The following is a 25,224-nucleotide window of genomic DNA, read 5'->3' as shown; positions in this document are numbered from 1 at the left end:
TTGGGGAGAGCTCCCCCAAAGCAAGAGATAAAAAAGACGGCGAAGATAAATACCCTTCGCCGTCTTTTTTATTTGATTTCGATTTCTTCCTTCATGTCTATCTCTTCCCCTTGCAGGTCGTAGAATACATATTCCAGGAATGCTAATTTCTGGTTTGGAATAATCTTGATACCGAATCCGTACTTCATCTGCCACTTCCGTTTCAGGGAGACGAGTCCCTGATTGACGTAGGCTGCGATGTACGGGTGGATGTGTAACGAGAATTTCTTTATCTTCAATTTGTTGACCAGGTAGTCAATCTTACTCTCTAAGGTGTCCGTAAAGAGGATGGACGATTTGATGGTGCCTTTACCGAAGCAGGTGGGGCAGGTTTCCGTCGTATTTACATCCATAGCCGGGCGTACACGCTGGCGTGTAATCTGCATCAGTCCGAATTTACTGAGCGGCAGGATGTTGTGACGTGCTCTGTCTTTCTGCATGTTGGCACACATACGTTCGTAAAGCTTCTGTCGGTTTTCGGCTTCATTCATGTCGATGAAGTCCACCACGATGATACCACCCATATCCCTTAGTCTGAGCTGGCGTGCCAGTTCGTCGGCTGCACCCAGATTCACTTCCAGTGCGTTGGCCTCCTGCCCGTTGGCATTCTTGGTGCGGTTACCGCTGTTCACGTCTACTACGTGAAGCGCCTCAGTATGCTCAATAATCAGGTAGGCACCACTTTTGTATGAAATGGTCTTGCCGAATGACGACTTGATTTGTTTGGTGATACCAAAATTGTCGTAAATGGGGAGTTGACCTTTGTACAGCTTCACGATTCCTGCCCGTTCAGGGGCGATGAGGGTTACGTAATCCTTGATTTCGTGGTACACAGCCTCGTTGTTCACGTGGATGTTTTCGAAGGAAGGATTGAACAAGTCGCGCAACAGTCCTACGGCACGGCTGGTTTCTTCGTAAATCAGTGTCGGAAATTTGGTGGCCTTCTGTACTTTTGTAATGGCATCTTCCCAATGTTTCAGTAATACTTTAAGCTCTCCGTCGAGTTCGGCAACACGTTTTCCTTCGGCTACGGTGCGGACGATGACGCCGAAGTTTTTCGGCTTGATACTCATCAGCAGTTGCTTGAGGCGTGCGCGCTCTTCGCTCGATTTAATTTTTTGTGATACGGAAACCTTGTCATTGAAGGGAATCAGCACGAGGTATCTTCCGGCAAAGGAAAGTTCGGAAGTCAGTCGCGGCCCTTTGGTAGAGATAGGTTCCTTGACAATTTGCACCACTACTTCTTGTCCCACCTTGAGTGTGTTGGAAACCGTTCCGTCCTTTTCAAGGTCGGGAAGTATGGTTGCTTTGGTAATGGGATTCAGCTTCTTCTTGTCGCTTAAAGTTTGCTTTACGTACTTCTCTAACGAGTTAAATTGAGGACCTAGGTCCAGATAATGAAGAAAAGCATCTTTCTCGTAACCCACGTCCACGAAGCAGGCATTCAGGCCGGGCATCAATTTTTTGACGCGTCCCAAATACATGTTGCCCACCGAGAAGGAGATGTTTCTTCCTTCGCTCTGGAGTTCCACCAGCTGCTTGTCTTCAAGCAGTGCAATGGATACCTCTTTGGGCTGTACGTCTACAACGAGTTCGCTTGTCACAATAATTGGCTTTTAAATGATTCTATTTACTACTTAAACAAAGAACAAACCCGCGAGACATTTTGCTTCACAAGTTTGTTCTTTATTTTGTCCTTCAGACTAAAAATTACTTTTTGCTTTTATGTCTGTTCTTTCTTAGTCTTTTTTTACGCTTGTGCGTAGACATTTTATGTCTTTTTTTCTTCTTTCCGCTTGGCATAGCTTCAAAATTTTTATGGGTTAATACTATTGTTTATTATTTCTTCACTGAGAGGGTGAACGTTTTTGCAGGCTTAAATGCCGGAATGTTATGTTCCGGAATGATTATTGTAGTGTTCTTGGAGATGTTGCGTGCAGTTTTCTGAGCTCTTTTCTTCACTACAAAACTACCAAACCCGCGGAGGTAAACATTTTCATCTTTGGATAAAGATGCCTTTACTGCGTCCATGAATGCTTCAACGGTTGTAAGTACGGTTGTCTTATCAATTCCGGTGTTCTTTGTAATTTCGTTTACAATATCAGCTTTAGTCATTTTTCTTTAAAAAAAATATTATTACTATAGTTTTCCTAATTTTTTGGACTGCAAATATATAGCTTTTCCGTGGCTCTAAAAAATATATTTCGGACAATTTTCTAAAAAAGTCTTGGCATTAAGCTTTGTTAGGCTGAAAATGAAGTATTTTTGCAGCATGAATATTTTTAGCGGAACATTGTTGGATTGGTATGCGGAGAACAAACGCGACCTTCCGTGGCGAAATACCACGGACCCTTATCTGATATGGATTTCTGAAATCATCTTACAACAGACAAGAGTGGCGCAGGGTTATGAGTACTTTTTGCGTTTCATAAAACGCTTCCCGGATGTGGCGTCGCTGGCTGCTGCGTCCGAGGACGAAGTGATGAAATATTGGCAGGGCCTGGGGTACTATTCCCGTGCCCGCAACCTGCATGCCGCAGCCAAAAGCATGAAGGGTACATTTCCAAAAAACTATGCAGAGGTGCGTGCTTTGAAGGGGGTAGGGGATTATACGGCAGCGGCCATCTGTTCTTTTGCCTATGACATGCCTTATGCGGTGGTAGACGGGAATGTATATCGGGTGCTTTCCCGCTATTTCGGCATTGATATTCCCATTGATTCTACCGAAGGGAAAAAAACTTTTACTGCTTTGGCGAGAGAGATGCTCGATAAATCCCGACCGGCAGATTATAACCAAGCGATTATGGACTTCGGAGCCGTGCAGTGTATGCCGCAGTCGCCCAACTGTCTGTTCTGTCCTTTGTCTGGTAGCTGCAGAGCCTTGTTGGAAGGCAAAGTGCAGCAACTGCCCGTGAAGCAGCACAGAACAAAGACTACCAACCGCTATTTTAATTATATATATGTACGTATGGGTGCGCATACTTTGATACATAAGAGGACGGAGAACGATATCTGGAAAAATCTCTTTGAATTGCCTCTAATCGAAACGGAAAAAGATTTATCCGAAGAGGAGTTCCTGGCATGTCCGCAGTTTCATGCACTGTTTGCAGAGGGAGAGGTGCGGATGGTCCGTACACTACTTCGGGGAGTGAAGCATGTATTGTCCCACAGAGTGATTTATACCAATTTCTATGAGGTCACTCTACCCGATAATTCGGGTTCTTTTTCAGGTTACCAGCAGGTTGCGGTCGAAGATTTGGACCGTTATGCGGTGCCTCGGCTGATACATGCTTTCTTGGAGAAATATATATAAAAGTTGTCTGTATTCTTGCATGGTGTGGATATTCTCGTTAATTTTGGCAGCAAATTAATAAAATAGAAGCTTATGTCAGTAAACAAGGTGATATTGTTAGGAAATGTGGGCAGAGACCCGGAAGTGAGATACCTTGACAGTGGGGTGGCGGTAGCTACTTTTTCTTTGGCTACTACAGAAAGAGGATACACTTTGCAGAATGGAACCCAGGTTCCCGACCGCACTGAGTGGCATAATATTGTGCTTTGGCGTGGACTGGCAGAAACTGCCGAAAAATATGTGCATAAAGGAGATAAACTTTACATTGAAGGCAAAATTCGCACTCGCTCGTATGATGACCAGACAGGAGCTAAGCGCTATGTGACTGAAGTTTTTGCAGATACAATGGAAATGTTGACACCTAAAAGTGCATCGGTATCGGGCAATGCGCCGTTTGCGCCGCAAGCCGGAGCGACAGCCCAGCCGCAACAACCGGTACAACCGCAGGCTGCCCCTGCACAAGATAACCCGACGGACGATCTACCGTTCTGATTGTTTAACTAAAACCAAAATCTTTGGACCCAGACGCTTATTTATGCCAGTTGGCAGATGTTTTTAACGGTATATCCGTACAGACTCCTTCTATTTCGGCCATTGTAGCCATTGTGTTGGCAGGTTTGCTTTTGCTCGTTTCCGGCTTTGCATCAGCTTCCGAAATAGCCTTTTTTTCTCTTTCTCCGTCAGACTTAAATGTAATAGCGGAGAGAAAGCATCCTTCGGATGAGAAAATCAGTAATTTGCTGGATAACAGTGAACGTTTGTTGGCGACGATTCTGATTACAAACAACTTCGTGAATGTAACCATAATCATGCTCTGTAACTTCTTTTTTATGAATGTGTTCCAATTTCATTCTCCCATTGCAGAGTTTCTCATTCTGACAGTAGTCCTTACGTTTTTGCTGTTGCTTTTCGGTGAAATCATGCCTAAGATATATTCGGCTCAGAAAACGCTGGTTTTCTGCCGTTTTGCTGCTCCCGGCATCACGTTTTGCCGTTCCGTATTCTATCCGATGGCATCTATGCTGGTACGTTCCACTTCTTTCCTGAACAAGCATGTGGTCCGCAAGAACCATAATATATCGGTCGATGAACTTTCACATGCACTAGAATTGACCGATAAGGCGGAACTTTCGGAGGAGAACAATATTCTGGAAGGTATCATCCGCTTTGGTGGAGAGACAGCCAAGGAGGTTATGACTTCCCGCCTCGATGTGGTGGATCTGGATATTCGTACCCCTTTCAAGGATGTGGTGAAGTGCATTGTAGAGAATGTCTACTCCCGTATTCCCATCTATGCGGATAACCGTGACAATATCAAGGGGGTGCTTTATATCAAGGATTTGCTTCCCCATCTGAACAAAGGGGATAATTTCCGCTGGCAGTCGCTTATCCGGCCCGCCTATTTTGTGCCCGAAACCAAGATGATTGATGATTTGCTGCGCGATTTTCAGGCAAACAAGATTCATATAGCCATTGTGGTCGATGAGTTCGGCGGTACGTCGGGCATTGTCACCATGGAGGACATTATTGAGGAGATTGTGGGCGAAATTCATGACGAATACGATGATGAAGAACGTACATATGCCGTACTGAATGACCACACTTGGGTATTTGAAGCCAAGACCCAGCTGACCGATTTCTATAAAATAACGAAGATAGACGAGGAAACGTTCGATGAGGTGGCAGGGGATGCCGATACGCTTGCCGGACTTCTGCTGGAGCTGAAGGGGGAATTTCCTGCTCTCCATGAAAAGGTGACCTACGGCCGTTATGAGTTTGAGGTGCTGGAGATGGACAACCGCCGTATCCTGAAAGTGAAGTTTACAGTAAATGCCTCAACTCCTCTAATCCCTAATCCTTAATCCTTGCCTCATGCCCCTCTTCTTACAACATACCGCTCTTCCCTGCCGATGGGGAATTTGGAAAACGGAGGAATCTCCGGAGGAATTGCTGGCCATGCTTCCTCATCAGGAAGTATACCGGGAAGGTATGCGGCGTTTCACCGCAGCACACCGCCGTCTGGAGTGGCTGGCTGTCCGTGTATTGCTTTACACGCTGTCGGGAGAAGAGAAAGAGATTGCCTATCATCCCAGTGGGAAACCTTATTTGGCAGATGCTTCCGCCTCTCTCAGTATTTCGCATACGAAAGGTTATGTGGCTGTTGTTTTGGGATTGCCGGGTCGGGAAGTGGGCATTGACATTGAGCAGTATGGTGAACGGGTAAGGAAGGTGGCGCATAAATTCATGCGCGAAGATGAACAGCCATCCGTGTTTCGCGGAACCGACACTTGGTCACTGTTGCTGCACTGGTCGGCCAAGGAGACCATGTTTAAATGCCTGAATGCTTCCGAGGTTGATTTTCGTGGGCACATGCGCATTCTGCCTTTTGCTGTAAATGAAAGCGGCGTATTCTCCGCCGAAGAGTATCGTACGGTGGAGAAACGCCGGTTCACTATTCATTATTATTTGTTTCCGGATTTTGTCTTGACATTGAGTCTGTAAATTTCTTACAGCCTTTCCAGTTGTACCGTAAAATGTCTCATCAACGGAGCTTCCCAAGTGATGCGAACTCCGCGGGTAATACTTTCCCGCTTGTCATATACATTTTTTAAAGCGGCTGCTACCACATCCATGTGGTTGTCGGTGTACACGCGGCGAGGGATGGCAAGCCGGAGCAAATCCAAGCCGTTGAAGCGGTTTTCGCGGGTCACCGGGTCGCGGTCTGCCAGCAGATAGCCGATTTCACAACCGCGTATGCCTGCTTCTAGATAGAGTTCGGCGGTCAGTGTCTGTGCCGGAAACTCTTCTTTGGGCACGTGTGTCAGCACTTTGGGGGCATCCACAAATATGGCATGGCCGCCTGCGGGACGTTGGTAAGGTATCCCGTACTCATCCAGTTTCATGGCTAGATAGCCCACCTGGTGAATGCGGGTTTCCAGATTGTCAAATTCAGTATTTTCATCCAGGCCGATGGCAAGGGCGTTCATGTCACGTCCGTTCATGCCGCCGTAAGTGAGGTAGCCTTCGAATTGCACGCAGAAGCCTTTGGCACCTTCATACCAGTCTTTCCGGCGGGTGGCTATGAATCCGCCCATGTTGACAATACCGTCTTTTTTGGCACTCATCGTCATGCCGTCGGCAAGGTCAAACATCTCGCGGGTAATTTCCTTTATGCTCTTGTTGCGGTAACCTTCTTCTCTCATTTTGATGAAGTAGGCATTTTCCGCAAAGCGTGCCGAGTCAAAGAGAACGGGCTTGCCGTACTTGTCGGCAATGGCGCGGACTTCGCGCAGGTTCTGCATGGAAACCGGCTGGCCGCCTGCGGTGTTGTTGGTTATGGTGACGATGACGAACGGTATCCGTTCGCTATGTTCCTGTAATGCTTTTTCCAGTTTTTTAGGGTCTACATTGCCTTTGAAGGGAATTTCCAGCTGTGTCTGTTTGGCTTCGTCTATGGTGCAGTCCAGAGCCAGTGCCCGGCGTCCCTCGATATGTCCTTTGGTGGTGTCGAAATGGGAGTTTCCCGGCACAATGTCGCCCTCGTGCACCAGGTAGGAGAAGAGTACATTTTCGGCAGCGCGTCCCTGGTGGGTGGGGATAATGTATCCAAATCCGGTGAGGCGGGTGATGACTTCCTTCAGTCTGAAGAATGAGGTGGCTCCGGCATAGCTTTCGTCGCCCAGCATCATGCCTGCCCATTGGCGGTCGCTCATGGCGCCGGTGCCCGAGTCGGTGATGAGGTCGATATAAACTTGTTCCGATTTGAGTTGGAATACGTTGTAGTGGGCTTCTTTCAGCCATTGTTCGCGTTCCTGGCGGGTACTTTTACGGATAGGTTCCACCATTTTTATTTTCCATGCTTCGGCAAATGGTAATTCCATAGACTCTGTATCTTTAATAATTTGACAATAGGTTAACGGATAAACCGATTATTTCGGTTTAATGTGCCGAATTTAGGTAAAATCTATGTAATAATCAATTTAAATATGACTTTTTGTAATGTAAATGTCCGGACGAAATCACTTCGGCCGGACATCATCAAATAAACTTGGCAGAGTTTACTTTAAAATTTAATAATATATTGAAAATCAAATATATTATTTAAAAACTCTGTATTGGTTTAAACTTTTGGTTTAAAGTTTTTAGCGCCATTTTATTTTCTTGTTTTGATGTCCGATAGCGTTAAATATTGCAAAAGTAATATTTTGAAACAAGAATAACCCTCAAATCTGAAACTGAATAGAATGAATATAATCATTAAATTCAATGCTCTTTCCTCGAAAGCAATGATGCAAAAACTACATGGCAGGTCTTCTGACTTGTTTCGTTTATAAACTGCCTTCACGGGATTTCCCATTGGCGAAAGTGTTGTTTATAACTTTTTATATGAAACTTACAGCAGCGGGACTGTTCAGGATTTACACCTGATTCCCTTTTAATTACTCCTCTCGTACGAGAGTTGCAAACCAATGTGCCGCAAAGATATGAATAAATATTGCAATTCCATAAGTTATAACTTGGAAAAATGAAAATCTAATCAATACGCACTTTTTACGTAACTATATTTACGTATTTAAATTTGCGCACTAACAACAAAAAAGAGTATCTTTTTTAGATATTTTTTCTTTGATTTTTCCTATATTGGGAGCGATTATTAACCCTTAAAATAAAATATCATGGAAAAAGAAGTTTTAGAAGAATACATTTCATTATTTGAGAAGGTAGCCCATAAGTCTGCTAATTTGGAAGAACTTCAAAAGAAGTATGAACCCAATAGTGTTTTTGATGATTTGGAAATATGGGAACTTTATACAGCCCATATCATAGCTGAATATCTTCCTCAAAAGATTGATGTTTTGGGAGAAGAAGACGAAAGAATAATGAATATTGACGAATGGATGTTTTCATCTGCATTCCTCTTTGAGCCATATTGGATTATCAAGTACCAAGATATGTACTATGCTTTTGATTTTGAAGATGAATTAGAAGGGAAGGACGCAGAGTATTCAGAATTACGAGAATATTTATGGGAAAGAATGGTGCAGGAAATCGCAGAAGAATTGGGATGTATTATTGGTGAAGAATGTATTGTTGATAGTGATGAAGACGGTAATTCTATTATAAAATTATGTGATGAAGATGATTAACCTTTTTGTATAAATCAAAAGAAAAGCCACATCGAGATATAGGTATATCCTTCTATGTGGCTATTTCTGTGTATAATTGCAACACCTCACCTTTTTTACTGAATTTCTGCTCTGTATTTAATCAAATTATCATAAATTTCGGTCTTAATATGTTCTTGCGAATCGTGTAACATGTCAAAACTTACAAATGTTTTCAGTACAATAACATTGTCGGCTGTTATCTTTCCAAAGATTGCTCCTTCATTACAAGTACCATAAAATTCATCACTGTCTTCTACCAAATAAATCGTAGCTGTGGGATTTATTTTGAAGAAACGTTTTATCACATCTAAAGGTGGCATACTATCATCTTTAAGAAAACGGCTTCTATATCGGGAAAAGAAATGTGGAGAGTATATATGAATCGCCTTAGAAACAGTAGAAAACATCATTACGTTAGTCCCACCTTGCTTTTCATACAAACAAATAATTGTATATAATATACCTCTTTCCCAATCCTTTTTATTACGTGCTTCAAAGAAAATCAAATACCTATTGTTTTTGCGAGATACAAACTCAATTGGAGTAAAATACATCGGGAATTTATTTGATTTAATGATAGGTCGTCTATACTTGGGTATAAGTCTTTCCATATAACCATGAACTGCCCCCCGTTCACTCCATACCTCTTTAAATATTTCCATATCGGACATTTTATCTGTTATCATAGTTGTGATTTTTAATTTGATAGGTACTAAAATACAAAAAAAAGAGTAATCCCAACGGACTACTCTTAAAAAAATGATGAATAAAATGAAGTATCGTTATACTTCTTAATGTTTAAAGAATCATATATATAACTTTGAATAAGTAAATCTTACTCATATCATATACCAATAAATATCTCGTTCTTTTTTATATCACGTATGTACCGTTCAGAATAACACATTGGTGGGGGATTGAGATAATAACCCCTACATACGTGAGGCAAACCATTTTCCTTTAAGCAATCTTCAAAGAAAGCATCAATCAAAGAAATTACGGAAGTACATGAAGAATTTTCACAGATAGATACTTGTTGCCTATATTTAGGCGAAATTTCATCGGCAAACAATCTTAAAGCTGTAAAATCACATGGTTCTTTAGCCTTGTTTAAATTAGCGACAACAAAGGCAGACAAATAATATACGCTTCCATTACCATTCACGCAACATCCGAATATTGGGCAATAGCGAAAATCATTTTTTATAATATCCGCTTGAAGTTTTTTTATTAACTCCTTCTGCATACAATTACTTTCACGAATTCCTATCAGCACAAATCCATGTTGTAAACAGTTCCATAGATTCTTAACTGTCATTTCGTCAAGTAAAACCAACGGTTGTTTATTATTAGTGGAAATCCCACATATTTCTTCTATAAAGTTCATACTAATTTATAGTTATATCTTTTGATAACCCCCAAATGCTATCCTTACTTATTATGCTATAAGTAATCAACTCCTGATTATCTTCCAAACTAATGCGTTCTTTTACCGAATTTATATCATTTTCAGGGATAATGTATTCAGGGATTTCAGGTGTATTTTCATCTTCGCTACAAGCCGTAAAAAGCATTGCAAACAATGCAGTCAGTAAAAGTATCTTCTTCATAATAATATTCTATCTTTTAGTATTTACTTTATATGGTTTCAAATTAAACTCTTCCGCTTCCACTGAAATCTTATATTCCATCTTGGGATTCAGGTTCACAATGTTGTTTCCCGTATTCAGTTCTATGTCACTGACCTTTCTTCCGTCTTGGAAGCATGAAACAACTCCCGTTTCTGTTGCATCATCCTTTATATTGATGATTAACTTTCCCTTATCCAAACGAATGTCAATGGGATTGGGTGACACATAACCAAAGTATGTCAGGTTCTTGGATAACCCCCACTGTTTGTCATACTTATAATTCAAATAATATTTCTTGCTTGGTGCGACAATCTTTGCATCCTTAAACTTCATGCCAAATGAATTTTCCGCAATCTTTGGTTGCGTTGCAGAGGTTACAATGATGCTGTCAAGATTGGTATTTATCGCTCTGTCCTTGATAATGTCAGAATTGAAAGCATTCTCGCCAATGGATTCAAGATTTTCAGGAAGATAAATTCTTGTTGATATGGTATTGACAAACGCATTATTCTTAATCGTTTTAAGGTTCTTCAAGTTGGAGAGGTAGATATAACCATCGAATAAGTCGTTCCAAAAACGTTTTGCGTTTGGTTTATCAGGATTTCCACTACCATTGTGAGACGAATCATCCCATTGTTCTTCTGAATCCAAGTAAAGGTCAATGATGTTCGCAAGAGCATACTCACCAATTGAAGTTATATTCTTCGGTAAGATGATTGTCTTATATTGAGGTTTCTTGTTTAATTTCTTGTTGTTATAACTTTTATCAAAGGCATAAGGTGGCAGCTCACCATCAGGATATTCATGATAGCCGTTTAGAGTACCATTTTCGCCCTTATAACCACGAATTTCAATATCACCACACATTCTAACTTCATACAAGTTCGGAAGGCTGTCACGCATGAATTTGAAGTCCTCTGCTGTCAGGTATGTATGATGCCAAGTACCATCTTCGGGATTCTGCCAATCACCATAAATAAGCATATCAATTGTTTTCTTATAATCTTCATAATTTGGTTCAATGCCATATTCATCCCAATAACCTTCACTTGGGTCATACCAAGTTTGCACTTTATATTGAAGTGATTCATGAGGATATTTTTCACCCATCATAATCATTGTAGTTCCCCATCCAGGTCCATTACCAAGGTCAAATTCTTCATCCCCTTTTGTATTCGGGTTTAATCCTCTTGTGTTGACATTATCAATCTTGTACGTTTCAATCTTCATGGACGAAGTTTGTGCATTTGCCAATGGAAGTACAAGCATTCCAAAAAGCAATGTAAAAAGCAGTTTCTTAATCATATAATATTAATTTAAAAGTTATATATTATCTATACTGTTTATATTATCTATTGTTGTGGGTACATTTTGTACCACATCTTGTATTACATTTTGTCAATACACATATTCCAATGTAAGTGTTTTGTAGATGTAATTGTGTTCTTTACCTGCAATTAGATGAATATATCTAACTTTCTTGATTAGACTTCCATCTAATTCATATTCATAATGCGGACTTATAGTACTATTACCATATCCCGAACCACCTTTACTACCCTTCAACGCCTTTGTTGTATTTAGCCCAAACCATTCTGTAAACCCTATATTTTCATCCTTGTATGTTTTGCCCGTACCTCCTAAGTTGAAGAAATTTATATTCAAATTGGTATTATTTACAACTTCCGATTCCATATAATATTCCAAATCGTTACTCCAATTTCCACCCCCTTCCATTCTTTCAGACACTATATTTCTTTTTCTCCAAGTAAGCATCATTATTTCATTGTCACCAATACTGTTTGTCCCTCTATGAATTGCTTGTAGTTCTCCATCACGATATATATAATCAGTCGTTTCACAAAAGCCATCATCGCCATACGCTTCTTTTTTAACCACAAAAAATCTATTATAAGATTTACGCTCTAAACTATAATATGTTTTCTCTAACCAACACAAAGGCTTATTTTTATTAGTATCAAACACTTTTCCATTTTTATATCCAGTATAATATATATACTTCTCACTAGCATATTGACCACTACGAAATGTATAAACATGAACATATTTATCATTTCCATAATAACCACTTCGTGTTACTTTTACCAAATCATTTGAATCGTTATACTCAAAATCAAGTTTATAAGAAAAATCTCGTCCACCATAAGATTCAACGATGGCAGTTTTTACCATATATTCACCTCTACTATTAACCTTTTGGGCAAGCACAAAAGGAGAAATACCAAACAGCAGAAATACAATACAAATCTTCTGCATATCAAAAATTTAATTAATTATCAACCCAAATTCTATTTATCATTAAGCATAAAGAGGAATTTACAAAGCAATAAATCCCTCCCTCTATGTTTCTCTTTGAATATTAGATAATATCACAGTCACCCCATCCAAATAATCTATTACAACAACTAAAATATGCATTCAACATTCATCAATCACACACTTTATTTATTATATCAATTATGTGAAGACGCTCCACTTCCGCTTTTGCGTCATCAATAATTTTAACAAGTTTTTTCTTGTCTTCTATTGATAACTTTTCCGATTCTATATCTTCAATTTTTATATTAGTATTATTTATCCTATTCATCAGTTCTCTAATAGCATCCAATGTTTCCATGACTACAAATTTAAATGTTTACACAAAGGGGAGTTTTATACGCAAACTCCCCAAATAACTTTTTTCAACTGAAATCCATCAGTTGTGAATAAGCATTACGCAACTCTACTTGAGTACTGCCCACAAGATGAATAAGCAAAAGTAGCAGACACCTTGCTTATTTTCAATTCTACTTTTTTCATATCAGGAAGAATTTATGTTATAGTAATATTTCTTGGGGAATTACATCTACCCACCTACCTTCAAACTCTTATCATTGTAATTGGATGAATACTCTCTTTTCAAAAGTTCAACCCTAGGTATAGAAAGAGAATCTAAACAGTCTTGTAACGTCTTATTATCTAATGGGTCATATCCTTTAGCCATTTTACAAGCCAGTTCATATCTGTTCTTTGCTATATAACAGTTGGTCTCAGCTGCTTTTAATGGTGTTCCAAATTCCGAAAAATTATTTCCTGGACAAAGATTACAATAACCGCAATAGTCATGTTTTCCACAATCCCTATACTGGCTCAATGTTAGACTTCTCCACCATTTCAACTCTTCACTTTCTTGCAATATTTGCGTCAAAGTTTGAGCCTTCAAATTACCAAAAGGAGCATGAAAAGAGCAACATGGCAATAAGTTACCCTCTGGGCTTATGCAAAATGAATTATAAGCTGCTCCACAAGCATTTTTATTTAGTGGTTTCGTTTGCCCGCCATAATTGGGTACTTCTTTTCCGACATACAGCGGGATATTACTGTCACGCAGTACAATTTCTAACATATTTGGGGTTAATCTCAAATAACGGCTAACGCACTTATCTCCCTCCACCGAATCCGTTAATGCCACTTCAAACTGAAATACCGCACCATATTGTTTAGCTATGTCAGCCACCATATAATAGCTCTTCACATTTGTTTGCATCACACAGCATTTTAATTGCAACGGAACTGATAACTCTGAAAGCTGCTTAACAACTGTCATTGATTTAGCCCAAGAACCATTGATGCGAGTAATATAGTCATGGTCTCGTGCAATACCACTATATATAGACACACCAACTAAACGAGGATAATAGTCCGCTAAGCGAGATACATAGCCTACCAACTGTTGCCCATTGGTAAAGATGTCAAAAGCAATATCTTTTTGATACAAATAATCAATGACTTCCCAAATTATAGGCTTAGAGAATGGGTCCCCTCCTGATAAACAAACTTTAACTAGCCCTTTTTCATATAATTCATCGATAATTCGCCTATAATCTTCAAGCGTTAACTCTTTTCGATTCCCTCTTTGGCTAATTTCTTGGTCGTTTCTTGTTGCTCCTACATTATAACAGTGAATACACTTTTCGCTGCAATTATATGTCAACTCAAACATAACACTTATTATTCCACCAACTCTATCCGTATAAGTAGCTTCCGCAGTACTGATACCATAAGGTAATTTCTCCTGTACAGATTTTTCACCCTCTTGACTTGACCTGCATCTATATGCGCTTACCACTTCTCTGTATGCAACAATTTCATCTGTTGTAACTTGCTTTATGGTAAGCAAATGCAAACCCTTCAATTCTTCCAAGAAAGGGGTTAATGAATCTATTGCAATGTCTGTTTGCTTAGATAATTCTTCCACTGTTATGGAGGTATTTCTACCAATAGAAAGTATTGTTCCTATAACCAATGCTGAATAATCTTCAAAAAAATAACTAATCCCCTCTATTAAATTATAGTAAAGGGCCACATTGGCATGTTTATCATATCTTCCACAAGTCCATTGGGGACGATAATACGTCATATTTTTATCAAAATGACTGCATTAGCTCATGGATGCAAGGTTAAAAAAAGGAAGTGTGAGCCTATTTAGACTTATCCCATAGTTCATATTTCCATTGATAAGCTCTGGACTGCTCGTGTTGTAAATAAGAACAAGAATAAGAAAAACAGCTCACACCTTTGGTTATATATGTATGGGTACATATATGACAACCAAAGGAGAACGTCTTTTGTTATTCCAACAACACAAGTGAATTGTCCAGATTCATCAATGTGGAATAAAGCTAAAACGCTTCCTATAAATTACTATGTTTCACCATTGCAGCGCAACGGCAACGCAAAGATATACATAAAAAGCGAATTTGGCAACGTTCTGTGAGCTGTTTATAAGGCAAATATATATTAAAAGGTCAAGCAATCATAGGTTTGGAGTAATTCTTCTGTGCGTAAACCTAAATATCTTTTAGTAATAGCTACAGAACTATGGTTGAATAATTCCATCAACTTTATTAGAGCGAGTTCCGCACTATCGCTATTGACATTATAAACTTGTCTTCCAAAAGTCTTCCGAAGACTATGGCAACTGAAATTCCCAACTGACAAACCATATTTTATTTTAATCTCCTTCAAAATCACATTGATACGCTGTACTGTGAATATAGTCCCCTTTTGACTGACAAATATAGGAGCATCTACGCCAATGGGGTGAATTTGTTGGTAACAGTCCGAAATATGCCTTTTCAATTGTGGGTTAATCCGTATAGTTCTACTTTTTCCCGTCTTTCTTTCAATAATGCAAAATTCATCCACATGCAAAATCTGCTTCCAACGTAAAGCCAATATATCGGAAACTCTTAGTCCCCAAAAACAACCGATTGAAACGAACAAAGACATTTGAAATTTGCCATCCCGATATAGGGTGCGAATTAAATTCATTGCTTCTTTCCATTCTAAATAGTCACTTGTTGTTTGACTGTATTTTAAGCTCATAAATGTTCAATTTTGTTAGTTATCAAATTAAAGTGAATATTATATCAGTACCTCAAAACAACAGTAGTATTTAATTTATTGGTATTCAATACAATATTCACTTTGTACATTAGTGAATATTAAAACACAGCTATCAAATTTTCCCATCGAAAGGAACGCCATGCGCATTTTTCCAAATCAAAATATGCAGTAGTAGCATAACTTTCACGACTTTCCCCCCAACCACAAATTTTGTCTTTAATGAAATCGGAGTTAGTTGTACCAAACGCCACACGAACCTCACCATTATTTTTCAAATAAGCAAATTTTACGATTTTACCACTCTTCAACTTCTCTTTCAACTGTTCAATCAAAATAGCCTTGGAAATCCCATCAATTTTGCGCGCATTAGTACGGATAGTAATAACTTTAGCTCTAATCGCAGTATTTGAACTCAAAATAATTGCTTGCATATCTTTATAGTTTATTAGTTAATATTCTATTTAATCAATCACCGCAATAGAAATTGCAGCCTCTTCCATATCCCATTGCATAAGAAAGAGTTTCTGAATCAATTCCTTTATACCAATTCTCATTTGTCTTGGCTTCTTTTCTTTCGTTGTGAGCTTTCCAACTTGCGGCAATCATTGCATCAAGCCTTGCAGCCTTTTCTTCTCGTGTCTTAACAGCATTCCGCTCCCAACTCCAAGCTGCTCTTAGGCACTCTGCCCACGTGCGCCCTTTGCGTTGAAAATCGTTGCTGTAAATTCTGTGTGCGTCCTTCATCACTTGTCTTTTATCGTATCGTTTCATATTATTGTAGTGCTATTGATTTCTTATCACTCTGCAAATGTAGTGCTTTCGGCATACATATACAAATAAAATCGTATATTTTTAGAGCTACATTAACTTATTTTATGTATATCTATCAATATACATATCAATAATGAACGTATATTTGTATTTATAATAAAAATGAATACTTATGGCACTACGAATTAAAGAGGTTATAAAAGAAAAAGGTATGACCGTTCAAACATTAGCGGATAAAATGGGGATTAATCGTGTTGGATTAAGTAACCATATTAATGGCAATCCATCGGTTGCAGTATTGGAAAAAATTTCTACTGCATTAGAAGTACCGATACAAGAATTATTTGAAAAAGAAAAGAATGAAAACATTAATGGATATATTGAGATTGAAAATGAAGTTTTTAAAATCACCTCCTTTCAAGATATGGAAAATCTTCTTACTCGTTACAAACAGCCTGAAAAATGAAAAAAATCATATAGCCAACTGTTTCATGCCTATGTATAATGGTGCGAAATATGATTTATATAATTGATATTCAATGGCATAATGCGTATGATTGATTTTGTATGCTTATTACCATACTTGCTTAAAAGATGAATAAAAATGCAATAAATAACACGAAAATATGGGAAAGTTACCAATGAAGCAACTTATATATACTTTCAAGGATATAAATATTGATGCAATAATTGAGAAACATATAGAGTTGTTGAAAAATCAAAATCAACCTCAACGGATTATCACTAATTTCGATAAGGTGACTTGTGATAGCAGTTTTGTTGCCAAAATCGAAACTGTTGAAGGAGCAAACAAGTCATTGCCAAAAAAGCAAATATTATATAAAAAATATGCGTTCTTTATTCATCGGCTTATTCAACGATGCAAATCCAACAAAGAGGGAAACTTTACCCGTTTCAATTCGCAAACATTACAAACTGTATTTGGGCATGTTTATATTGATATGTTAAAGACATTGGAGACATTGGGCATTATAAAAGTATCAAGTAGTTATATACCATCTATTCAGGCTCGTTTAATTGAACTTAATTCTAATTTGCCCACTGTATCTGAAATGAAATATTCATCTTATATTGAAGAATATTCCGACAAGATGCAACAAGAATTGAAAAAATATGAGCAGATACAAATTCAGAAGATAAAATCTGAAATGGGGGATAGCTTGTATGATAATTTTACAAAATCGTTGAGAATGCTCAAATTAGTACATAGAGACGAAGCGGAAGATTATAAGGAGAGACATCATTTTATAAGTTTAAAATCAAAAGAATATTTTAATTATATTTTAAATGAATATGACAAAGGGAACTTTAATATATTATCTGTTGATAAGAACCTACGTATATATTCAATCTTAACCCAATCACCAAGAATATTTAAGAATTTTCTTAATATAAAATTTTCTATAGATATTCATAATAGTCACCCTTTGTTATTTAACAAACTAATAATAGAAAGATATAATATAAATGATAATATCTTACATATATTATATAATAATCTTTCTAATATAGATAATTCTTACTATTCTGTTAGTAAACAACTCTGTAAATTATTGGTAAACAATGGAATAGATAAAGAGAAAATTGCAAATATCCCTAATGATATTTGGGAGTACATTTATAAGACTTCAAAGGGGATATTTTGGGATGATTTTACGAGATTGGACGAGTTTAAACGACTATTACGTTCTGACATTAAAGTAACACTATTCCGTGAGGTCTTTTATTCCAAGACACTGACGGCAAAAGGAAAAGACTTTGCCAAATCATTTAAAAAGAAATATCCAAGTGTTTATAAATTGGTGAAGGAAAGTAAAAGAGAAGACCGTACTTTCTTGGCTAATCAAATGATGCGAATTGAAAGTGACATATTCAGGAGTACATTAACCAAACTGTACGTCAAACGATTTAAAGTGCTCACAATTCATGATGCAATTGTTGTATTGGATGTAAAAGCCAACAACCAATGTACTCCTGAACTTATACGGTTGATTATCGAAAAGGAATACCTGCGGATAGGTTTGTTTCCCAATGTATCAGTTGACTACTATTCAACGGAGCATGTAGCAAGAGAACTGCGACAAGAAGAACAAGATATGAAAGAAATAAATGAATTGATAGATAGTTTTGAAGTGATAGCCAAAGACGAATCCCATCCAAGGTGTCAAACTTGCAGAGACATACTAAAAGAATTGGAAGATGGGACATCAGAAATTTATATCAACCATGCAACAGATGAATTTGTGTGGCACAAAATTTCCAATTAGCAGACAAAGTGTTTAGAAACTTGTTTCCACTTTGAAAGGAAGTCATTTTTTTTAAGAAAAAATTACGAAAAAAGGGACTACTCGTTAGTAATTTAGCCCCCCCCTCTCTCCAAGGAGGGGTAACTAAGAGAGGGGTTACGGGGTATCTGTACTTATTGTTATGGTTGATTCTCCCAAGAACCTTCAATCGTTTCTTCTTGTCTCGGTTCATTCTCCCAAGAACTTTCAATCGCTTCTTCTTGTATTGGTTCATTTTCCCATATTCTTAAGTTTGATTCAACTTTTCTTTTTATATTAAAATCGCCTAAATATGATTTCTCTAATGTTTTTAAATCATGTCCTGCCATATTTGCAATTTCCTCTAATGTTGCTCCTTTATCATTCAATACATTTAGAGCGGTATGTCGTGCAGCATAGTATGTAATCCTTTTTTCAGTTAGCGAAGTTGGTGCATTATGGATGGTTGCAATGTAATCATTTAGCGCATCGGCTAAGGTGTTCCAATAGTTCGACATTCTGCTATATATTTGCTTCTTACTTAATTGAGAGTAAGTTTTTTTGTCGAATACGTTTAAAATGAAATCGTCTTCTTTTTTTTTGAAACCTACCTCATCATAATAATAGGGATATAATAGGGAATCAATAATATAACAAGGTAATTTAATATTAACTTCTCTTTTTGTCTTTTGTCTCAATAATTGTACTGAATAATATTCAATGATTTGGTTTTTGGTATTATATTCTTTCATATATTGAGAATCTTTAATTCTTGTGTAATCAAGCGGCATTTTTTTGTATTGCTTGCGTTTTAAGTCTTTCATTCGTAAATATGATAAGTCAATAGGGGCTAATCCGTCAAATGCAACCATGATTAAAAAGATATTTATCGCATTAAAATAACTATTATTATTAAAGGTGTACGGCTCATTTAGCCAATTATTTAAATGTTCATTTGTACCAATATTATACAAATGTTGAAGAAAGGTAAATCCTTCAAGGTCTAATGTCCTTTTTTCAATGATGCTTGTATAGGCTCTCTTATTATAAGATATTGGTTTATAATATAGAATATGCCCCTCTGTAAATCCCCAATTATATGTTGTAATAAATCGTTTGATTAATTCTTTAGCTTGTTTAACTCCTTTGCTTTTTAAGTTTTCTTCTAAAGTTGCAAACCATGTTTTGTTGATTGATTTAATTGCGATTTCATTCCCATAGATTTTAATCAAAGCATTTTTTAATTGTCTATATTTTCTTGCACTACCTTCCTCGTATGTTTGTATTTTGGCATCAAGTAAATCAAAGAAATTAGTGTATATTGGAATAGTATCGTTGTCGTCAATTTCATTATATATAGCTGTAATTTCTTCATGGGATGCAAGAAGGTCTAAGTCGTATGGACGGTTGATTGTATCGAACTCTGTTACTCTTTGTAAGATTCGTAGATATTCGTCATTGACAATTTTATTTTTCTCTTTATATTTTTTGTCTTGACACTTAACAGCAAGTTTTTCTTTATTCCAATATTCGGCTTTGGTAGAAACTCCCGTCATTACTAATTTGGCTTTTTTATGGTGGATTCTAATGGCGATAGGGTGTTCTCCATTCGCTAATGTTTTACTTTTGAATAACTCTTTTCTGACTTTCATAATCCTATTTTTCGGGGTTCAATTTTATTTTGGTTTAAAGTTGGTTTAAACTTTTATGGTTTAAATCGAGTGATTTTAACTATTGGCAAAAATAGGAATAAATTTTGTAATATACAATATAACAGTGTGTTATAAACGAAAAATGCCAACGTGATTCCCATCAAATTGGCATTCAAATAAACTTGGCAGAGTTTATTACCTTCTTTACTTTCTCTGAATTAGGTTTGATGAATGAAATGATGGACGGTTTGTCCGGCTCATTAGACTCAACGCTTTTTCCTCGAAAGCAATGATAAAGTATGCATGGCAGGTCTTCTGACTTGTTTCTGTTGCAGGCGCCTTCCCGGAAGAATATTCCAGTGGCATAGAGTAATTGTCTGCAACGTTGCACGAAACTTACAGCAGCGGGACTGTCCAGGATTTACACCTGATTCCCTTTTAATCGCTTTCCCAGAAGAGGGGGAGCGAACCAATGCATGACAAAGATACGGATTCTTTTTGAGAAAACAATTCTATGAGTGATAAATTTTCTTCCCCGCTCTCTTTCTTTTTGCCGACAAATTGGCAAGGTTTTGCCATCCTCTTGGCAAGACTTTGTCACCGCGTTGGCAAAACTTTGCCATAGGCATGGCAAAAGTTTGCCAAAAACATGGCAATAGGTTGGCAAAATTACTCTCTGATTGATAGTGACTTAAGGCGATTTAAGCAATCCGTCATGTCGGTAAGGTGAAAAGATACCAATACAAGCCACACTTGCCACAAGAACCTTCTCCAGAGGTATGCAAAGCATTTTGTTTGGTGTGGTAAAACGGGCTGTTATCTCTCTTTTGCCAGTGTGAATACAAACTCCAGTCCTCCACCTTGGTTGTTTTTGGCAGAGATGGTGCCTCCGTGAATAAGGACTGCATTCTTCACTATGGCGAGCCCCAAGCCGGTGCCGCCCAACTTGCGCGAGCGTCCTTTGTCTACACGGTAGAAGCGTTCGAACAAACGGTTCAGATGTTCGGGAGAAACGCCGATGCCGGTATCGGCAAAACTGAAATAGTAGTAATTCTCGTCTTCGCGGAAACAACTGATGTTGATGTGTATGTTGGTGCCGGCATAAGCGATGGCGTTGTCCATGAGATTGCGGAAGATGGAGTAGAGTAGAGAGTAGTTGCCCCGCAACTGTATCTTCGGTTTTAGGGAATTGACAACGGTGATTTGCTTCTGTTCCAGTTCCAGGGACACTTCGTTGACGATGTTTGAAACCAGCATGCTGATGTCCACCTTTTCCATATCAATCATGTTGGCGGCTTCGTCCATGCGGGTCAGTACGGATATGTCGCGCAGCAGGCGGCTCAGGCGGTTACTTTGCGCGTAGCAGCGTTCCAGGAAGACCTGCATCTTTTCGGGTGCAATGTTTTCGTTGTTCACGATGGTTTCCAGATAACCTTGTATGCTGCTTACGGGGGTTTTCAGCTCGTGGGCGATGTTCTGGGTCAACTGCCGTTTCAGCCGTACTTGCTCTTCTTCCTGGGTGATGTCGTTGATGGAAATTTCAAAGCTGAGGTCTTGGAAGATGATGCACTCCACGATGAAGGTGCGTCCGTTCTTGTTGATGTGTACGGACATCCTTCGTTCTTCGTTGTAGGAGGGGCGCTTCTGCGCCTTGTTGATGAAATCCGTTATCTTCTGGAATTCGCAGATGGAGAATATCTCTTCGGTAGCCTGCAGGTTGGAGTCTGAAATCAGATTGCCGTATTGGGTGAACAGATTGTTTACCAATATCTCCTTTTTGTCTCTGTTGAATACGCCCAGTCCTTCGCGGGAGGTTTGCAAATGGGTGATAAGCTTTTCGCGCTCAATGTAAAGCGCCTCTTTGGTTTCGCGCAGGCGCTTGTATATCTGTATGATATGCTGCGAAATCTCTCCAAGCTCATTGTGCGGAAAGGCGGCTTGTATGTCCATGTCTATAGGTTCGTTCTTGTCGGCTCTTTTGGCAAACTCGCGCAGGTGGTTGATGGCGCTGCCCAGTTTGGAGGTGAATTTGTAGAAGACGGATATCAGCAGCAGTGATACAATGACCGTGAACCAGATGTAGTGTGGGTCGGCAGCCAGATTGTTCATCAGGTTGACGTTGTAGGGGAGGGCTGAGCGGATGATGCAGCCTTCGTAGGCGGTGGCAGAATAGAAATAGGTCTTGCCGGTGGTTTCGGAGATGCGCCGTAGGTCGTAGCCCTTGCCGTCTTTCAGCGCTTTCTGCACTTCGGGGCGTTTGATGTGGTTGTCCAGTTCATGGCTGTCGTTCTGGGAGCTGTCGAACAATACGTTGCCATGAAGGTCTACCACAGTGACGCGCAATTCCTTGTTCACATGCTTGGAGATGTAGCTGTCCAGCATGGAAGTCCATAGGCTGTCGGGGAGATAACGAAGTTCCTGGTGTAGTCTGTCATTATAGTCTTGCAACTGCGTGTCCAGTAGCTCCACTTTATATTCCTTTTCCCGCTGATACTGGTAGGCGATGAAGCATGCGGCGAATATGAGGAACAGTGAAATGACCGAAAGGAAAAGCTTCCGGCTGAAGGACAGAAAGTGTCTGTCGTTATTCGGCTTCGAAACAATATCCATATCCCAAGCGTGTTACGATGCATTTGCCATAAACTCCGATTTTCTTGCGTAGGCGTGTGATGTTTACGTCGATGGTACGGTCCAGCACATATACTTCATCACTCCAGATGCGGTTCAGTATATCCTCGCGCGAGAATACGCGTCCTTTATTCTGCAAAAGCAGCAATAAGATTTCAAACTCTTTTTTGGTGAGCGGTGCCTCTTCACCGTCAATGCAGACTTTCTTCTTGATGACGTTCAGCACCAGTGTCTTGTAGACAATCTGTTCCGGTGCATGCTCTGTCTCTCCTTGTTGGGTGCGTCTCAGTACGGCTTTGACACGTGCCGCTACTTCGCGCAGCGAGAAGGGTTTGGATATATAGTCGTCCGCTCCCAGGTTGAAGCCAGTCACGGTGTCATTTTCCGTATCTTTGGCGGTAATGAAGATGATGGGTATCTGGGCCGTCTTCTTGTCCTTCTTCAGCATACTTGCCATTTTGAAGCCGGAAATTTCTCCCATCATCACGTCCAGCAGTAGTAGGTTGTAGCTGCCAATGTCCATTCTCAGAGCTTCTTCGGCAGAGTTCGCCGTGTCCACTTCGTAGCCTTCGTTTTCGAGGTTGAACTTCAGAATTTCACATAAGTCTTCTTCATCATCCACTACTAAAATCCGGTAATTGTTCATTGCTTTGTTGTTTATGTATGACAGGAATAAAACAATTTTCTTGTCACAAAGTTAAACTTTATTTCTTTTTATCGGCAAAAATAGTGCAAACCGAATGCAGAATTTTCATGTTTACATGAAAAGTTGTGCCGAGATGCAGGCCATTTCTGCTTTCTGGGTACAAAAGTGAGGCTAATTTGTTACGGAATGATGAAACAAGTGTTACATTTGGGTTACATTAAATTCCCGTTTATCTAAAAGCCCCGTCACATTAAAATATTATCTTTGCTTCGTAAATACTGAATTGTATGAAAGAACTTATGTATATCAGGAGTTTCTCTAAGAGACATTTGTCGGTTATTATGGGAACTCTACTTTTAGTGATAATCGGCTCTGTCTGGCTGAATACGGCTACTTTCCGCTCGGGATTTGAGATTACGGATGAACTGGGCGGTAATATATTCCCTTCCAGTATCCTTTCGGTGGCTACTACCGATGCTCAGGTCATAGTGCCGGTAGACTCCATGTATGTAGGTAATCCGAAGTCCTGCATCGCTGTCCGTGTCCGTTCGAGGAATGCTTATAGCCGGGTGCGGGTAGAGGTTGCAGAGACTCCGTTCTTTTCCCGTTCCGTGTCGGAGTTTGTGCTGGCAAAACCGCGTACGGAGTATATTATCTATCCTGATATCATATGGAATTACGAGGCTCTGAAGAATAACAACCAAGCGGAACCCATCAGTGTGGCCGTTATGGTAGAGATGAACGGCAAGGATTTGGGGCAGAGGGTGCGTACTTTTTCCGTTCGCAGCATTAATGAATGTCTGTTGGGGTATGTCACGAATGGTACAAAATTCCATGATACCGGCATCTTTTTTGCAGCATATGTAAATGAGGAGAATCCTATGATTGACAAGCTGTTGCGTGAAGCGCTGGATACGCGTATCGTCAACCGTTTTTTAGGCTATCAGGGAGGTGCCGAAGTGGTGGACAGGCAGGTTTATGCCTTGTGGAATGTACTGCAGAAGCGTAAGTTCCGTTATAGCTCGGTCTCCAATACGAGCCTTTCCAGCAATGTGGTCTTTTCACAGCGTGTGCGCACGTTCGATGACGCCTTGGAGTCCTCGCAAATCAACTGTGTGGATGGAAGTGTGCTTTTTGCTTCTCTGCTCCGTGCCATCAACATAGAACCTATATTGGTGCGCACCCCGGGGCATATGTTTGTAGGATACTACACGGATTCCAGTCATAAAGACATGAATTTCCTTGAAACGACCATGATTGGTGATGTGGATTTGGATGATTTCTTTCCGGACGAACAATTGGATTCGACGATGGTGGGAAAGTCGCAGAACCAGATGTCGCGCATCACCTTTGACAAGTCCAAGGAGTATGCCAATAAGAAGTATGCCCAGAATAAGGAAGGCATTCATTCCGGCAAACTGAACTATATGTTTCTGGAAATATCCAAAGAGGTGAGAAGGAGAATACAGCCGATAGGGAAATGAGGCGTAGAATGCAAACAGCCGATTTTCACGAACCGGCCGTTCCAATCATCATCTATGAATGAAGACCGTTGAGAGGCTTCAATGAATTAAATCTCACACTCATGCTACGTGCTGTCATGAAATAATCTGTACCATTATATATGTCACCACTACTGATAT

At 39.3% G+C, this 25,224-nt stretch carries 24 protein-coding genes and 2 riboswitches; of the genes, 8 read left to right on the top strand and 16 right to left on the bottom strand.

The window, feature by feature from the left end; genetic code table 11:
• Positions 1-68 precede the first annotated feature (68 nt).
• A complete protein-coding gene (locus DW947_RS03170; RefSeq protein WP_005826752.1) occupies positions 69-1,643 on the bottom strand; it encodes a ribonuclease E/G in 1,575 nt (524 codons plus the stop codon).
• 235 nt (positions 1,644-1,878) lie between these two features.
• Positions 1,879-2,154 carry an HU family DNA-binding protein gene (locus DW947_RS03165; RefSeq protein ID WP_005826750.1) on the bottom strand — a complete coding sequence of 92 codons (276 nt, stop codon included), beginning with the start codon at positions 2,152-2,154 and terminating at the stop codon, positions 1,879-1,881.
• Positions 2,155-2,311: 157 nt separating this feature from the next.
• On the opposite strand from DW947_RS03165, the gene mutY reads away from it, so the two are divergent.
• The 4 genes from mutY to DW947_RS03145 all read left to right on the top strand — a co-directional run bounded on the left by mutY (position 2,312) and on the right by DW947_RS03145 (position 5,893).
• Positions 2,312-3,352, top strand: coding sequence for an A/G-specific adenine glycosylase (gene mutY / locus DW947_RS03160; protein ID WP_117867022.1), 1,041 nt, complete (start codon positions 2,312-2,314; stop codon positions 3,350-3,352).
• 72 nt (positions 3,353-3,424) lie between these two features.
• Positions 3,425-3,883 carry a single-stranded DNA-binding protein gene (locus DW947_RS03155; RefSeq protein ID WP_117867008.1) on the top strand — a complete coding sequence of 153 codons (459 nt, stop codon included), beginning with the start codon at positions 3,425-3,427 and terminating at the stop codon, positions 3,881-3,883.
• A gap of 23 nt (positions 3,884-3,906) precedes the next feature.
• Complete coding sequence (gene gldE, locus DW947_RS03150; protein ID WP_117962591.1) at positions 3,907-5,253, top strand: gliding motility-associated protein GldE; 1,347 nt, start codon at positions 3,907-3,909, stop codon at positions 5,251-5,253.
• Between the two features lie 10 nt (positions 5,254-5,263).
• Entirely contained in the window at positions 5,264-5,893 is a 630-nt protein-coding gene (locus DW947_RS03145; protein WP_117962593.1) for a 4'-phosphopantetheinyl transferase family protein, read from the top strand.
• A gap of 5 nt (positions 5,894-5,898) precedes the next feature.
• On the opposite strand, the gene DW947_RS03140 is transcribed toward DW947_RS03145, so the two are convergent.
• Positions 5,899-7,272 carry a tryptophanase gene (locus DW947_RS03140; protein ID WP_117962595.1) on the bottom strand — a complete coding sequence of 458 codons (1,374 nt, stop codon included), beginning with the start codon at positions 7,270-7,272 and terminating at the stop codon, positions 5,899-5,901.
• Between the two features lie 405 nt (positions 7,273-7,677).
• A riboswitch (cobalamin riboswitch) is annotated at positions 7,678-7,877 on the bottom strand.
• Positions 7,878-8,067: 190 nt separating this feature from the next.
• Between DW947_RS03140 and DW947_RS03135 the strand changes: the two genes are divergently transcribed.
• Entirely contained in the window at positions 8,068-8,538 is a 471-nt protein-coding gene (locus DW947_RS03135; RefSeq protein ID WP_016275717.1) for a hypothetical protein, read from the top strand.
• A 95-nt stretch (positions 8,539-8,633) separates the two neighbouring features.
• Here DW947_RS03135 and DW947_RS03130 read toward each other — a convergent pair whose 3' ends face one another.
• The 10 genes from DW947_RS03130 to DW947_RS03085 form a co-directional block, all read right to left on the bottom strand.
• A complete protein-coding gene (locus DW947_RS03130; protein WP_117749558.1) occupies positions 8,634-9,245 on the bottom strand; it encodes a Brix domain-containing protein in 612 nt (203 codons plus the stop codon).
• 158 nt (positions 9,246-9,403) lie between these two features.
• Positions 9,404-9,946, bottom strand: a complete 543-nt coding sequence (locus DW947_RS03125) for a hypothetical protein (RefSeq protein WP_119958447.1) — start codon at positions 9,944-9,946, stop codon at positions 9,404-9,406.
• 1 nt (position 9,947) lies between these two features.
• Positions 9,948-10,169 carry a hypothetical protein gene (locus tag DW947_RS03120; protein ID WP_119958446.1) on the bottom strand — a complete coding sequence of 74 codons (222 nt, stop codon included), beginning with the start codon at positions 10,167-10,169 and terminating at the stop codon, positions 9,948-9,950.
• Positions 10,170-10,178: 9 nt separating this feature from the next.
• Entirely contained in the window at positions 10,179-11,495 is a 1,317-nt protein-coding gene (locus tag DW947_RS03115; RefSeq protein ID WP_119958445.1) for a leucine-rich repeat protein, read from the bottom strand.
• 93 nt (positions 11,496-11,588) lie between these two features.
• Positions 11,589-12,467: a hypothetical protein gene (locus DW947_RS03110; protein ID WP_065739423.1), complete on the bottom strand. Its 879-nt coding sequence runs from the start codon at positions 12,465-12,467 to the stop codon at positions 11,589-11,591.
• A 172-nt stretch (positions 12,468-12,639) separates the two neighbouring features.
• A complete protein-coding gene (locus DW947_RS03105) occupies positions 12,640-12,828 on the bottom strand; it encodes a hypothetical protein (RefSeq protein WP_119958444.1) in 189 nt (62 codons plus the stop codon).
• A gap of 228 nt (positions 12,829-13,056) precedes the next feature.
• Entirely contained in the window at positions 13,057-14,610 is a 1,554-nt protein-coding gene (locus DW947_RS03100; protein ID WP_119958443.1) for a radical SAM protein, read from the bottom strand.
• 380 nt (positions 14,611-14,990) lie between these two features.
• Positions 14,991-15,578 carry a tyrosine-type recombinase/integrase gene (locus DW947_RS03095; protein WP_119958442.1) on the bottom strand — a complete coding sequence of 196 codons (588 nt, stop codon included), beginning with the start codon at positions 15,576-15,578 and terminating at the stop codon, positions 14,991-14,993.
• A gap of 119 nt (positions 15,579-15,697) precedes the next feature.
• A complete protein-coding gene (locus DW947_RS03090; protein WP_119958441.1) occupies positions 15,698-16,030 on the bottom strand; it encodes an SH3 beta-barrel fold-containing protein in 333 nt (110 codons plus the stop codon).
• A gap of 34 nt (positions 16,031-16,064) precedes the next feature.
• A complete protein-coding gene (locus DW947_RS03085; protein WP_119958440.1) occupies positions 16,065-16,370 on the bottom strand; it encodes a hypothetical protein in 306 nt (101 codons plus the stop codon).
• A 172-nt stretch (positions 16,371-16,542) separates the two neighbouring features.
• On the opposite strand from DW947_RS03085, the gene DW947_RS03080 reads away from it, so the two are divergent.
• Both DW947_RS03080 and DW947_RS03075 read left to right on the top strand, forming a co-directional pair.
• Positions 16,543-16,836, top strand: coding sequence for a helix-turn-helix domain-containing protein (locus DW947_RS03080; RefSeq protein ID WP_119958439.1), 294 nt, complete (start codon positions 16,543-16,545; stop codon positions 16,834-16,836).
• A 160-nt stretch (positions 16,837-16,996) separates the two neighbouring features.
• Positions 16,997-18,658, top strand: coding sequence for a hypothetical protein (locus DW947_RS03075; RefSeq protein ID WP_119958438.1), 1,662 nt, complete (start codon positions 16,997-16,999; stop codon positions 18,656-18,658).
• 158 nt (positions 18,659-18,816) lie between these two features.
• Here DW947_RS03075 and DW947_RS03070 read toward each other — a convergent pair whose 3' ends face one another.
• The 3 genes from DW947_RS03070 to DW947_RS03060 form a co-directional block, all read right to left on the bottom strand.
• On the bottom strand, positions 18,817-20,307 hold the full coding sequence (locus DW947_RS03070; protein WP_119958437.1) for an Arm DNA-binding domain-containing protein: 1,491 nt from the start codon (positions 20,305-20,307) through the stop codon (positions 18,817-18,819).
• Between the two features lie 287 nt (positions 20,308-20,594).
• Positions 20,595-20,796, bottom strand: a riboswitch (cobalamin riboswitch).
• A gap of 327 nt (positions 20,797-21,123) precedes the next feature.
• Positions 21,124-22,917 carry an ATP-binding protein gene (locus tag DW947_RS03065; RefSeq protein WP_005826731.1) on the bottom strand — a complete coding sequence of 598 codons (1,794 nt, stop codon included), beginning with the start codon at positions 22,915-22,917 and terminating at the stop codon, positions 21,124-21,126.
• On the bottom strand, positions 22,892-23,581 hold the full coding sequence (locus DW947_RS03060) for a response regulator transcription factor (RefSeq protein ID WP_005826729.1): 690 nt from the start codon (positions 23,579-23,581) through the stop codon (positions 22,892-22,894). Before DW947_RS03060 ends, DW947_RS03065 begins: the two co-directional genes overlap by 26 nt.
• A 287-nt stretch (positions 23,582-23,868) precedes the next feature.
• On the opposite strand from DW947_RS03060, the gene DW947_RS03055 reads away from it, so the two are divergent.
• The gene (locus tag DW947_RS03055) at positions 23,869-25,065 is read left to right on the top strand and encodes a hypothetical protein (protein ID WP_005826727.1); all 1,197 of its coding nucleotides are present in this window, start codon (positions 23,869-23,871) and stop codon (positions 25,063-25,065) included.
• Positions 25,066-25,224: the final 159 nt, after the last annotated feature.

The organism is Bacteroides sp. AM44-19, assembly GCF_003603395.1.
In the GTDB taxonomy this organism is placed as follows: Bacteria; Bacteroidota; Bacteroidia; order Bacteroidales; family Bacteroidaceae; genus Bacteroides; species Bacteroides uniformis.
The sequence above is the reverse complement of the archived record's forward strand: the minus strand, read 5'-3'. Positions and strand labels throughout refer to the sequence as shown.

What these genes read in the sequence shown, in the direction of transcription:
- DW947_RS03070 (WP_119958437.1), bottom strand. Translation starts at nt 20,307, where the DNA reads ATGAAAGTCAGAAAAGAGTTATTCAAAAGTAAAACATTAGCGAATGGA.
- DW947_RS03140 (WP_117962595.1), bottom strand. Translation starts at nt 7,272, where the DNA reads ATGGAATTACCATTTGCCGAAGCATGGAAAATAAAAATGGTGGAACCT.
- DW947_RS03125 (WP_119958447.1), bottom strand. Translation starts at nt 9,946, where the DNA reads ATGAACTTTATAGAAGAAATATGTGGGATTTCCACTAATAATAAACAA.
- DW947_RS03155 (WP_117867008.1), top strand. Translation starts at nt 3,425, where the DNA reads ATGTCAGTAAACAAGGTGATATTGTTAGGAAATGTGGGCAGAGACCCG.
- DW947_RS03165 (WP_005826750.1), bottom strand. Translation starts at nt 2,154, where the DNA reads ATGACTAAAGCTGATATTGTAAACGAAATTACAAAGAACACCGGAATT.
- DW947_RS03100 (WP_119958443.1), bottom strand. Translation starts at nt 14,610, where the DNA reads ATGACGTATTATCGTCCCCAATGGACTTGTGGAAGATATGATAAACAT.
- DW947_RS03060 (WP_005826729.1), bottom strand. Translation starts at nt 23,581, where the DNA reads ATGAACAATTACCGGATTTTAGTAGTGGATGATGAAGAAGACTTATGT.
- DW947_RS03135 (WP_016275717.1), top strand. Translation starts at nt 8,068, where the DNA reads ATGGAAAAAGAAGTTTTAGAAGAATACATTTCATTATTTGAGAAGGTA.
- DW947_RS03055 (WP_005826727.1), top strand. Translation starts at nt 23,869, where the DNA reads ATGAAAGAACTTATGTATATCAGGAGTTTCTCTAAGAGACATTTGTCG.
- DW947_RS03105 (WP_119958444.1), bottom strand. Translation starts at nt 12,828, where the DNA reads ATGGAAACATTGGATGCTATTAGAGAACTGATGAATAGGATAAATAAT.
- DW947_RS03065 (WP_005826731.1), bottom strand. Translation starts at nt 22,917, where the DNA reads ATGGATATTGTTTCGAAGCCGAATAACGACAGACACTTTCTGTCCTTC.
- DW947_RS03130 (WP_117749558.1), bottom strand. Translation starts at nt 9,245, where the DNA reads ATGATAACAGATAAAATGTCCGATATGGAAATATTTAAAGAGGTATGG.
- DW947_RS03075 (WP_119958438.1), top strand. Translation starts at nt 16,997, where the DNA reads ATGGGAAAGTTACCAATGAAGCAACTTATATATACTTTCAAGGATATA.
- DW947_RS03110 (WP_065739423.1), bottom strand. Translation starts at nt 12,467, where the DNA reads ATGCAGAAGATTTGTATTGTATTTCTGCTGTTTGGTATTTCTCCTTTT.
- mutY (WP_117867022.1), top strand. Translation starts at nt 2,312, where the DNA reads ATGAATATTTTTAGCGGAACATTGTTGGATTGGTATGCGGAGAACAAA.
- DW947_RS03095 (WP_119958442.1), bottom strand. Translation starts at nt 15,578, where the DNA reads ATGAGCTTAAAATACAGTCAAACAACAAGTGACTATTTAGAATGGAAA.
- DW947_RS03120 (WP_119958446.1), bottom strand. Translation starts at nt 10,169, where the DNA reads ATGAAGAAGATACTTTTACTGACTGCATTGTTTGCAATGCTTTTTACG.
- DW947_RS03115 (WP_119958445.1), bottom strand. Translation starts at nt 11,495, where the DNA reads ATGATTAAGAAACTGCTTTTTACATTGCTTTTTGGAATGCTTGTACTT.
- DW947_RS03080 (WP_119958439.1), top strand. Translation starts at nt 16,543, where the DNA reads ATGGCACTACGAATTAAAGAGGTTATAAAAGAAAAAGGTATGACCGTT.
- DW947_RS03085 (WP_119958440.1), bottom strand. Translation starts at nt 16,370, where the DNA reads ATGAAACGATACGATAAAAGACAAGTGATGAAGGACGCACACAGAATT.
- DW947_RS03145 (WP_117962593.1), top strand. Translation starts at nt 5,264, where the DNA reads ATGCCCCTCTTCTTACAACATACCGCTCTTCCCTGCCGATGGGGAATT.
- DW947_RS03090 (WP_119958441.1), bottom strand. Translation starts at nt 16,030, where the DNA reads ATGCAAGCAATTATTTTGAGTTCAAATACTGCGATTAGAGCTAAAGTT.